We start from the raw sequence: 10710 nt of genomic DNA, 5'->3' as shown, positions 1-10710 counted from the left end.
CGTACGCGTCGACGCCCGCGGCGGTCGCGGCGTCGAGGTAGGAGTCCCCCGCGCCGCCGGAGACGGCCACCCGCCGCACCGGCCGGTCGGGGTCGCCCGCGCCCCGCACGCCGCCCGCGGTGGCGGGCAGCGCCCGCGCGACCCGCTCGACGAAGGCGGCGAACGGCTCGGCCGCCGCCAGCTCGCCGACGCGGCCGATGCCGGTGCGCCCGTCGGCGTTGGCGCTCAGCGGCCCGGTGACGGTGAGCCCGAGGGCGTGCGCGAGCGCGTCGGAGACCCCGGGGTCGGCGGAGTCGGCGTTGGTGTGCGCGCAGAACAGGGCGACGCCCGCGCGCACCATCCGGTGCACGAGCCTGCCCTTGGGCGTGTCGGCGCCCACCCCGTGCACGCCCTTGAGCAGCAGCGGGTGGTGGGCGACGAGCAACTGCGCGCCCAGCTCCACCGCCTCGTCCACAGTGGACTCGACGGGGTCGACGCAGACCAGCGCGCGGGTCAGTTCCTGCGCCGGGTCGCCGCAGACGAGCCCGACCGCGTCCCACCCCTCGGCCAGCGCGGGCGGGTAGGCGGCCTCCAGCGCGGCGATGGCGTCGGCGACCGTGGTCACAGCAGTACCTCCTGGTGGGCGCGGACGGCGGCGAGCAGCGGCGCGCACTCGGCGGGCGCGCGCACCGCGATCCGGACGTGGTCGGGTCTGAGCCCGGGAAAGGTATCGCCCCGGCGCACCGCGATCCCGGCGGCCCGCAGCGCGGCCCGCAGCCCCACCGGGACCGTCAGCAGCAGGAACGGCCCGGCGGCGGGCCCGTGCACGGTGATGCCGGGGATCTCCCGCAGCGCCCGCTCGAGCTGCCGCCGGTGGGCGGCGGCCACCGCGGCGTCGCGCTGCGCCTCGGCCACCGCGTGCGGCTCGGAACAGGCCGCGACCGCCTCCAGGACGAGGGTGCCCACCGGCCACTGTGGACGGCCGTGGGTCAGCCGGGCGAGCAGGCCGGGCGGCCCGAGCGCGTACCCGGCGCGCAGGCCGGGCAGCGCCCAGGTCTTGGTGAGGCTGCGGAAGACCAGGACACCCGGGTCACCGGTGAGCGTCTCCGGCTCGCCGGGGACCGCGTCCATGAACGCCTCGTCCACCAGCAGCACCCGCCCCGGCCGGGCCAGGGAGGCGAGGGTGCGGGCGGGGTGCAGGGTCGAGGTCGGGTTGGTCGGGTTGCCGACCACGACCAGGTCGGCGGCCTCGGGGACGCGCTCGGGGTGCAGGGCGTACCCGTCGGCGGGGTCGAGCAGGACGTGGTGGACGGGGACGCCCGCGTCGCGCAGGGCCACCTCGGGCTCGGTGAAGGAGGGGTGCACGAGCGCGGCCAGCCGGGGGCGCAGGTTCGGCAGCAGCGCGAACCCCTCGGCGGACCCGTTGAGGACGACCACCTCCTCGGCGGTGCGGCCGTGCCGGTCGGCCACCGCCAGCCGGGCCGCGCGGTCGTCGGCCGCGGAGGGGTAGGTGCCGATCCGGTCGAGCGCCCCCACCAGCCGCGCCCGCAACCACCCGGGCGGCCCGCTGCCGCGCACGTTCACGGCGAAGTCGAGCAACCCGGGCTCGGCGTCCACGTCCCCGTGGTGCCGCAACCCACCTGTCCCATCCACGCCCGCGAGTCTAGGACGGCGCCCCGATCAGCGCGTTCGTCTGTCCACAGGCCGCAGTCAGGCCTTCGTGAACACCGAGCACCCGGAGATCTCGATCAGCTCGCCCGCCTTGATCGTGATCGTCACCGGCCCCTCGCTCAGGCCGTTGTCGACGATGTTCGACCCGTCGGCGGACTTGCGCGCCCAGTAGCACATCGACCCGGCCGGGCCGGGGCTCTTGTACTTGCCGGGCTGGACGTCCACACCGACCTCGTACGTGCCCACCGAGAACTCGACGGCGGGCCCCGGCGGCGGAGGGGGCGTCACGGTGACGGTCACCGTCGAGACGGTGGTGGCGGTCGAGGTGACCGTCTCGGTCACCGTGGTGACCACCTCGCGGGTCAGCGGCTCGGCGGCACCCGCCGCCACCGCGTCCCGCGACGCGACCCCCGCGGCGGCGCCGACCGTGACGACGACGGCCAACCCCGACGCGCCTGCGGCGACCCAGGGCCACCCCGTCCACTGCGATGCCATCGCTTGCCTCTCCCGTTGTGCCCGACGTCACCTGCTTCGCCGACCGGTCCGACGCCGTTACGCCGTTCACCGGGATGGCGGACGCAGCGGGCGGCAGGTGCGGTTGGGAGACTGGTGGGGTGACGCACCGGCCCCTGCACATCAGCTTCGTCTGCACCGGGAACATCTGCCGCTCCCCCATGGCCGCGCTGGTCTTCGCCGAGCACGTGCGGCGGGCGGGGCTGGCCGGGCGGGTGCGGGTGAGCAGCGCCGGGACCGGGGACTGGCACGTCGGCGACGGGGCGGACCCGCGGACGGTGCGGGTCCTGGTCGGCGGGGGCTACCCGGGGGAGCACGTGGCGGCCCAGGTCGGGGACGAGCACCTCGGCGCCGACCTGCTGGTGGCGATGGACTCCGGGCACGCGCGGGCGCTGCGGCGGCTGGTGCCCGACCCGGAGCGGGTGGTGCTGATGCGCGACTTCGACCCGGATGCCGGGGGCGACCGGGACGTGCCGGACCCGTACTACGGCGGGGACGAGGGGTTCGACGGGGTGCTGGCCATGGTGGAGGCGGCGGTGCCCGGCCTGCTGGCGTGGGTCCGGGAGCGGCTGTGACCGGGGGCCGCACGGACGGGCCCGCGGGTGGGACCGCGGCGCGGGCGGTCGAGGAGCTGGTGGGCGTCGGGGTCACCGGGGTGCACGGGATCGGGGCGTCGGTGTTCGAGGTGGACCTCGACGGCGGTGGGGTGGTGGTGGCGAAGTTCCACGCGGCGGAGGGGAAGGCCGGGGTGGAGGCGCACGGGCTGCGGTGGCTGGCCGAGCCGGGGGTGGTCGCGGTCCCGGAGGTGCGCGGGGTGGACGGGCACTGGCTGGTGATCGACCAGGTGGAGCCGGGCGCCCCCTCGGCCGCGGCGGCGGTGGAGTTGGGGCGCGGGCTGGCCCGGCTGCACGCGGCCGGGGCGGGGGCGTTCGGGGAGGGGCCGCGGGAGTCGTGGATCGGGAACCTGCCGATGGCGTGCGTGGTCGGGCCGCGGTGGCCGGAGTGGTTCGCCGAGCACCGCATCCGGCCGTACCTGCGGCAGGCGGTCGACCGGCGGGCCCTCAGCCCGGATCAGGCGGCCCCGGTGGAGGCGGTCTGCGCGCGGATCGAGGAGGTGGCCGGGCCCGCCGAACCGCCCGCGCGGCTGCACGGGGACCTGTGGAACGGCAACGTGCTCTGGGACCGGCACGACCGCCCCTGGCTGATCGACCCGGCCGCGCACGGCGGACACCGGGAGTCCGACCTGGCGATGCTGGCGCTGTTCGGTTGCCCACACCTCGACCGCGTCCTCGCCGCCTACGACGAGGCGGCACCGCTGGCCGCCGGGTGGCGCGACCGGGTGGCGTTGCACCAGCTCTTCCCGCTGCTCGTGCACGTCGTGCTGTTCGGGGCCGGGTACGCCGGGCAGACCGCGGCGGCGGCCCGGCGGGTCCTGGCGACCTGACCTCGCGGGACCCGGCACCGCGCCCTGGCATACCGTGGTGGGGTGCGGTTGAGGTTGCTGCTGCGCCCAGGGTGGCTGCTGTTGGCTTTCGTCGTGGTGGTGTTCGCCGCGGCGTGCTTCACGCTGCTCGCGCCCTGGCAGTTCGAGCGCAACGCCGAGCGGGAGGCGACCAACGCCGCCCTGGAGTCCTCCACCGGCGCCGACCCCGCCCCCCTCGACGGCGTGCTGCCCGCCGGGACGGCGCCCGGTCCGGCGACCGAGTGGCGGCGGGTGACCCTGCGCGGGCAGTACCTCACCGACGCCGAGGCGGTGGCGCGGCTGCGCACCGTGCAGGGCAACGCCGCGTTCGAGGTGCTCACCCCGTTCCGCCTGCTCGACGGCTCCGCCGTGCTGGTCGACCGCGGGTACGTCCGCCCGGTCGGCGGCATCCGCGTCCCCGGGTTCGCCCCCGCGCCCACGGGCACCGTGGACCTGGTGGCCAGGGTCCGGGTCGACGAGCGGGACCCGCAGGGCAGGCCCGCCTTCGAGGACGCCACCACCGACGGGCACCGGCAGGTGTACGCCGTGGACTCCCGCGCGGTCGCCGACGCGGCCGGGCTGGCGCTGCGGCCCGGGTACTTCCAGCTGGAGGACGGGTCACCCGGGGTGCTGTCGGCGCTGCCGCTGCCGCTGATGGAGGCGGGGCCGTTCTTCTCGTACGCGTTGCAGTGGATCGCCTTCGGGGTGATGGCGCTGCTGGGGCTGTTCTACTTCACCTGGCGGGAGGTCAAGCCCGGTGGGGCGCTGGCCGAGCCCCGGCCGCGCAGGCTGTCGGTGGCCGAGCAACTGGCCGAGGACGACTACAGCCGGGCCTAGGACATGTCCTCAAAGCCCGGGATTTTGCTGGTATGCCCGGCAGGGGCGTAGCCGGGCCTGCGGTTTTCAGGTGGTCGGCTTTGAGGACAGGCCCTGGGGCTGGGCCGCTTCGCCGAACCCTGGCCGTGTGCTGTTGGCTCAAGAGCCGGTTGTTTGTCGGTGGTGCCCGGCCGGCGGTTTTCGGGATGGTCGGCAGCTGCACCGGTGGGGTTTGGCGTGGCTGGGTCGGCTGTGGGGGTCAGGGGGTGGGGCCTGCCGGGGTGCCGGTGCGGGAGGACAGGTCGATCTGCTCCGAGGTCTGGTCGGGGTTCATCCGCATGATCGGGATGGCCTTGTCGGTCGGGACGCCGTCCTGGCTGCCCGGGCCGGGTTCGTAGTAGATCCACCCGCTGGCGCCGGGGACCCGGGCGTTGGAGGTGATGGTGTGGAAGCCGTTGTCGACGTCGGCCGGGGTGAGCACGGAGGAGGTGCGGTCGGTGTCGTAGGCGTTGTGCGCGGCGGTGGCGGTGACCATCAGGGCGTCGTGGGCCATGAGGGCCTGGCCGTCGTCCAGGGAGTCCTTGAACAGGGCGGCGAAGCAGTGGTCGCAGCCGGCGAAGCGGTCGAGGGTGGCTCGGGGGACCGCTCCGGTGGCGCGCAGCCAGCTACTGGTGGTGGCCAGGCCGGTGTAGACCAGGTCGAGGTTGGTGTCGCCCCACAGGGGGCTCTCGCCCGGTTTCTTCGGGGCGAGGACGTTCACGTCGTCGCCGGTGACCACCGTGATCGGGCGGTCGACGCAGGAGCGCTGGTTGAGCTTGCCCATCATGACCGTCAGCGCCTGGCTGCGGCCCGCGAACAGGATGGCGTCGGCGGGTGGGTCGAGGGAGCAGACCTGGCTGACCAGGCGCTCCAGGACCGTGCCCGTGGCGGCGTTGTTGCCGGTGAACTCGACCTGCGTCTGCGCGAGGCGCTGCACCCCGTTGGTGGGGAACGAGCTGCGGTAGGAGGTGCCGAGGTCGATGGCGTAGCTGTCGGTGGGGTTGCGGTCCTGCACCAGGTAGGCGGTGTACGGGCGGTCCGGGGTGGCCTGCTTCCACCGCGGGGTGGAGGTCAGGTAGGCGACCGCCGCGGCGGCCTCGTCGGCGTTGCTCGGGGCGACGCGGCGCAGCCGGTCGCCGGTGATCCGGGACGAGGTGATGACCGAGCTGACCATCGGCACGCCCAGTGCGTCCAGCGCGTCGACCAGCGACTGGGTGGTGTCGATGCTGGCACCGAGCCCGGCGACGGCGACCAGGTGGTCGTCGGTGACCGCGTCGGCCAGTTCGGCGGCGGTCCGCTCCCAGTCCGCGCCCGCGACTCCGGTGTCGGCGAGCAGCAGCTTGACCAGCGGGCGGTCCTGGCCGAACCGGTCGCCGCCGTCGGGGTGGTTGGCCCAGAACTGCGCCAGGTACGCGCCCTGCACCTGGTGGCGGATGTTCTCCTCGCTGAACATGTCGTCGCCCCCGCGCATCGGGGCGGCGTAGGCGATGGTCAGGTGGTTGGGATCCGCCGCGACCACGGCCTCGTTCTCGGCGAGGATCCTGGCCTCGACGTCGGCGAGGTGGTCGGCGAACACCACCGACCCGTCGGTGACCAGGTCGTCCTCGGCCACCACCACGGCGGTGACCGCGCCCGCCACGAGCAGTCCCACCGCGGCGGGCACCCACCAGCGGCGCCGCCAGAACGAGCGGCGGCGGGCGATCGGGTGCGCGGCGGGGTTGTCGAGGTAGCGGTCGGACGGGTGGGTGAGCAGCGGGTCGACGGACACGGCGCGTCCTCTCAGCTTGTCGGGCGGACTGGCCTGCGCCGGGGTGGGGCGCCCTGCTTGAGCGGGTCGAGGTTGCGGTAGAGCTTCGACTCCTGGCGGAAGCGGACCAGGCCGCCGCGCACCTGACCGGCGATCGCGGCGTAGGCGTCGGCGACGGCGTCGGTCAGGTCGAGGCCGGGGTCGGCGAGCGGGTCGGCCCAGATCCAGCGGGCGGCCACCAGGGCGAACACCTCGCGGGCCACCGGGTCGGCGCGCAGCCGCTCGCTGCGCGCGGCCATCACCACGTCGAACCGGTCGGCGGCGGGCACGGCCGGACCGCCGGGCAGCGGGGCCACGGTGATCTCGTCGAGCCGGTCGATCCACGACCCGGTGTCCCAGGTGGCCCGGTCGTCCCAGGTGGGGCCGGGGGGCGGGGCGGTGTCGAGGCGGGCGGCGAGCAGCCAGGCGACCTGCTCGACCTCGCCGAGGGCCAGCAGGTAGTAGGCCAGGTCGACCTCGCTGCCGTCGGCGGCGGCGCGGACCCGCAGCGCCTCGAAGAACTCCCGCCACCGGCCGGTGCGGCCCAGCGCGTGCAGCAGGACCCGGCGCAGCCAGGGGTGCGGCTCCAGCGCGCCCCGACCGTCCACGTCGGACAGCCAGTGGCCCTGCTCGAACCGGTCGTGGTGGTCGCGCAGCCGCAGGGCCCGGCACAGCGCGGCGGCGGCCGGGGCGTCCCGGGCGGCGCCCAGCGCGAGCGGGCCGTCGTCGCCGGTGAGGTACCACTCGGCGGCGTCGTCGAGGCGGTCGCGCAGGTCCGGCAGGTCCGACTGGCCATTGCGGGCCGCCCGGGGGTCCTCGGGCAGCGCGTCGGCCAGGAAGGCGGCGGCCCTCGGGTGCCCGTGGGTGAGCCGGTGCAGGTACCCCGCCCGGCGTTCGCCGAAGACGACGCCCAGTTCCTCGCGGGACAGGTCGCGCAGCCACACCGGCAGCCACCAGGCGCCGGTGCGCTCCACCGGGCCGCGGTGGGCCCGCCACAGCGCCAGCGACGCCTGCGCCGTCCCCGGCACCGCGGCCCGGCCCCTGGCGTCGGCCGACCACGGCGTGCGCCAGCGCTCCTCGACGTCGGGCAGGTCGGCCAGGCCGCGGGTGACGGCGACGACCACCAGGTCGTCGGGGGCGCGCACCCGGGAGGCGGCGATCAGGTCGAGCAGCCCGGTGGCGGCGGGGCCGTCGGCGTCGTCGAGCAGCAGCAGGCAGTTGTGCCCGCCACCGAGGCGGGTGACCAGGTCGTGGACGTCGGCGAGGAAGGCGCGCAGCAGCACCGGCACCGCGCGGTCGGGGCCGTCGAGGTCGCCGCGGTGGGTGCGGTTGAGGCGGACCAGCGCGCGCAGCCCGACGCGGTGGTCGCCCGCACCGTCGGCGAAGTGGCGCAGCGCGGCCTTGGACGGGACCTTCGACCGGGTGAGCAGGGAGGCGCCCTGCTGGGCCGCGGCGCGCACCGCGACCGGGGCGGACAGCGTCTCCCCCAGCGCCTCGACCAGCGCGGGGATGGTGGCGGTGGCCTCGTGCAGCCGGTCGGCCCGGCGCAGCACGGCCAGCAGCGCGGTCTCCGGGTCGGCGGTGGTCGCCAGGTCGGTGACCGCGACCGCCAGCCGGGCGACCCTGGTGCGGGTGAACCCCCGGCGGGCCCCCGGCCACTTGCGGTCGAGGCCGTCGACCACCTCGCAGAGCAGGTCCCAGGCAGTGCTGTGCGCGTCGCCGCCGCAGTCGACCAGGGCGTGCGCCAGGCCGGTGGAGGCGCGGGCGCGGTGCAGCAGGTAGCGCAGCAGCGTCGTGCGACCGCTGCCCTCGGGACCGAGCAGCAGCACGATCGGGCGGTCCGGGGAGGCGCGCTCCGCGGACTCGTCGACCAGGAGGTCGATGGGTTTGCAGCCGACGAAGGACCAGGGGCCATCGGTCATGCGGATCCCCGCTCGCAGGTGGATCTTCGATGGTAGCGAGGCGGGGCGGGGAGCGGTCCCGTTTTTCCGAACCGGCCTCGCTCTCTACCGGTCGCGGGCGAGCAGGGCCACCGCGGCCGCCAGCGCGGCGGTGAGCACGCCGACGACCCGGGACAGCTCGACGGCCCTGGTCACGTGACCGGCGTCGGGCATCCGGCCGTCGCCGAGGACCGGGCGGTCCTCCACCCCGTACGGGTAGACGGTGCGCCCGCCGAGGCGGACCTCCAGGGCACCGGCGAAGGCGGCCTCGACCCGGCCCGCGTTGGGGCTGGGGTGCGCGTCGGCGTCGCGCTGCCAGGCCAGCCAGGCCCCGCGCCGGTTGCCGCCGACGACCGGGGCGCCCGCGACGGTGAGGGCGGCGGCGAGCCGGGCGGGCAGCAGGTTGACCAGGTCGTCGAGGCGGGCGGCGGCCCAGCCGAAGTTCCGGTACCGCGGCGAGCGGTGCCCGACCATGGCGTCCATGGTGTTGACCGCGCGGTAGCCCAGCAGGCCGGGCACCCCGGCCAGCGCGCCCCAGACCAGCGGGGCGACCACGGCGTCGGAGGTGTTCTCGGCGACCGACTCCACGGTGGCGCGGGCCATCGCCGCGGCGTCGAGGGTGCGCGGGTCGCGGCCGCACAGGTGCGGCAGCCGGGCCCTGGCGTCCTCGACCTCACCGGCGTCGAGGTGCTTGCCGATCAGCGCGCCCTCGGTGGCCAGCGACTTGCCGCCGAGCACGACCCAGGTGGCCAGGGCGGTGGTGGCGACCCTGGCGAGCGGCCTGCCGCGGCCCGCGCGCTCGGCGAGGACCCCGAGGCCGACGGCGCCACCGGCGAGCACGGCGGTGTAGACCACGCCGGGGGCGGTCGCGTCGCGGTGCAGGACCCGCTCCAGGCGCTGGGCGGCGCCGCCGAACCCGGCGACCGGGTGCAGCCTGCGCGGGTCGCCGAGGGCGACGTCGGCGGCGAAGCCGAGCAGCAGGCCGAGCGCGCGCGCCGCGGACACGGTGGCTCCCCCTCCTGGCTGAGGTCTTCCGGTGCTGTGGTCCCGGTGGCGCGGTGGTCCCCCGGGCAGGCGAAACCGTATCGCGGGAGCCCGCCCGGCCCGCGCGGGTGTCGGTGCCTGCGGCTATCGTGGCCCGCCGTGGAGGCAGACCAGGAGACCCGACCGGGCGCCGACGCCCAGCGCAGGCTCCAGCTCTACGCCTACCTGCAACCCCGCGAGCACCACCGGACCTACCTGGCGATCATGCGGCTGTTCACCTCGACGCTGCTGGCCGACCTGTCCGCGGGCGAGGTGTCCTCGGCGCTGGCGGCGGCCGAGCGCGACGGGTCGATCGACGTCGGCGAGTCGCACATCGACGTGGTGATCCCCCGGCTGCGCCAGCTCGTCGAGTGGGGCAACCTGGTGCACGGCCGCCGGGAGACGATCGCGTCGAGCATCGCCGAGTTCATGCAGGGCTCGATGCGCTACCAGGTGGGCAAGCTGGCGGTGCGGGTGCAGCGCGACGTGGACGAGCTGCTGCGGGTGCCCGAGGGTGCGCGCGAGGTGTCCCGGGAGCTGCTGCCCGCGATCGAGCGCGGCCTCGGCGAGCTGGGTGAGGCGCTGGCGACGGCGATCGCCCGCAGCGACCGCGACCCCGGTTCGCTGCCCGCCCGCCGTGCCCGCGAGCAGCTCGCCGAGCGGGTGACGACGCTGTTCCTGCAGCACGCGGAGCTGGCCGCCACGGTCCGCGACTTCTACGCCTACCTGGGCCAGGTCCTGACCCGCCACCACCTGGCGCCCGAGGAGATCTCCGGCTTCCGCAACCTGCTGGTGGAGTACATCCAGCTCGTGGTGGAGGACGTCCTGCGGCACACCCCGACGATCGCGGCGGCGCTGGCCGGGCTGGCCCCGCACCGGGCGCGGCTGCTGGCGCTGCTGCAGCCCGCCGAGCAGTTGGGCGCGGCCGTGGAGCGCACCCGGGGCCGCGGCGAGGCCGACTGGCAGGAGCTGGCGGACTGGTTCGCCGACCGGCCTGGCAACCCCAGCCAGGTCACCGCGCTGCGCGACGCCACCACCCGGGCCATCGGCGCGCTGCTGGCCACCGTGCGCCGGGCCACCACCGGCGGCGGGCTGCTGCCGAGCAGGCGCGCGGAGCTGGTGCGGCTGGCGGGCTGGTTCGACCGGGCCACCCCGGACGAGGCGCACGCCCTGTACGCGGGGGCGTTCGGCCTGCACTCGGCGCGCAACCTGCTGCCCGCCCCGGAGCACGACGGCGACGACGAGCACACCCCGTGGGCCGACGGCCCGGCGGTGGACGTGTCGGTCAGCGTGCGCGGCCGGGGTGACCGGGGCGCGCGCGGGCGCACGTCGCGGATCATGGACGACCCGATCACCGAGCAGGGCCTGCTCGCCGCGGCCCGCGCGGCCGACGAGCGCCGCGAGGCCGCCGCCGCCGAGCTGGCCGCCGCGGCGGCGCACGCCGACGGCATCGACAGCGCCGTGCTGTCCGCGCCCGCGCT

The 10710-nt window shown here is 76.2% G+C and carries 10 protein-coding genes; 4 read left to right on the top strand and 6 right to left on the bottom strand.

Going from position 1 to position 10710, the window contains the following annotated elements:
* The 3 genes from L6E12_RS29630 to L6E12_RS29620 all read right to left on the bottom strand — a co-directional run.
* The coding region (locus L6E12_RS29630; protein WP_236231224.1) for a Nif3-like dinuclear metal center hexameric protein at positions 1 to 604 on the bottom strand (604 nt) is incomplete at its 3' end.
* Positions 601 to 1632, bottom strand: coding sequence for an Rv2231c family pyridoxal phosphate-dependent protein CobC (cobC, locus tag L6E12_RS29625; protein ID WP_236231223.1), 1032 nt, complete (start codon positions 1630 to 1632; stop codon positions 601 to 603). The genes L6E12_RS29630 and cobC, both read right to left, overlap by 4 nt.
* Before the next feature lie 57 nt (positions 1633 to 1689).
* Positions 1690 to 2145 carry a hypothetical protein gene (locus L6E12_RS29620; RefSeq protein WP_236231222.1) on the bottom strand — a complete coding sequence of 152 codons (456 nt, stop codon included), beginning with the start codon at positions 2143 to 2145 and terminating at the stop codon, positions 1690 to 1692.
* Between the two features lie 119 nt (positions 2146 to 2264).
* Between L6E12_RS29620 and L6E12_RS29615 the strand changes: the two genes are divergently transcribed.
* Genes L6E12_RS29615 through L6E12_RS29605 form a run of 3 tightly spaced genes read left to right on the top strand, consistent with a single transcriptional unit; the run spans position 2265 to position 4462 of the window.
* Positions 2265 to 2738: a low molecular weight protein-tyrosine-phosphatase gene (locus L6E12_RS29615; RefSeq protein WP_308075346.1), complete on the top strand. Its 474-nt coding sequence runs from the start codon at positions 2265 to 2267 to the stop codon at positions 2736 to 2738.
* Positions 2735 to 3607, top strand: coding sequence for a fructosamine kinase family protein (locus tag L6E12_RS29610; protein ID WP_374201965.1), 873 nt, complete (start codon positions 2735 to 2737; stop codon positions 3605 to 3607). The genes L6E12_RS29615 and L6E12_RS29610 overlap by 4 nt, the downstream gene beginning before the upstream one ends.
* 42 nt (positions 3608 to 3649) lie before the next feature.
* Complete coding sequence (locus L6E12_RS29605) at positions 3650 to 4462, top strand: SURF1 family protein (protein WP_236231221.1); 813 nt, start codon at positions 3650 to 3652, stop codon at positions 4460 to 4462.
* 238 nt (positions 4463 to 4700) lie between these two features.
* Here the strand turns inward: L6E12_RS29605 and L6E12_RS29600 are convergent, their stop codons facing one another.
* From L6E12_RS29600 to L6E12_RS29590, 3 genes are all read right to left on the bottom strand, one after another.
* Positions 4701 to 6248, bottom strand: a complete 1548-nt coding sequence (locus L6E12_RS29600) for an ABC transporter substrate-binding protein (protein ID WP_236231220.1) — start codon at positions 6246 to 6248, stop codon at positions 4701 to 4703.
* 11 nt (positions 6249 to 6259) lie between these two features.
* Positions 6260 to 8188 carry a CobW-like GTP-binding protein gene (locus L6E12_RS29595; protein WP_236231219.1) on the bottom strand — a complete coding sequence of 643 codons (1929 nt, stop codon included), beginning with the start codon at positions 8186 to 8188 and terminating at the stop codon, positions 6260 to 6262.
* A gap of 84 nt (positions 8189 to 8272) precedes the next feature.
* Positions 8273 to 9211, bottom strand: a complete 939-nt coding sequence (locus L6E12_RS29590) for a cobalamin biosynthesis protein (protein WP_236231218.1) — start codon at positions 9209 to 9211, stop codon at positions 8273 to 8275.
* A 138-nt stretch (positions 9212 to 9349) separates the two neighbouring features.
* Between L6E12_RS29590 and L6E12_RS29585 the strand changes: the two genes are divergently transcribed.
* A partial coding sequence (locus tag L6E12_RS29585) for a DUF2397 family protein (RefSeq protein ID WP_236231217.1) occupies positions 9350 to 10710 on the top strand: 1361 nt, incomplete at its 3' end.

Origin of the sequence: Actinokineospora sp. PR83 (genome assembly GCF_021056305.1) — a bacterium.
GTDB lineage: Bacteria > Actinomycetota > Actinomycetes > Mycobacteriales > Pseudonocardiaceae > Actinokineospora > Actinokineospora spheciospongiae.
This window is presented reverse-complemented; position numbering and strand designations above follow the sequence as displayed.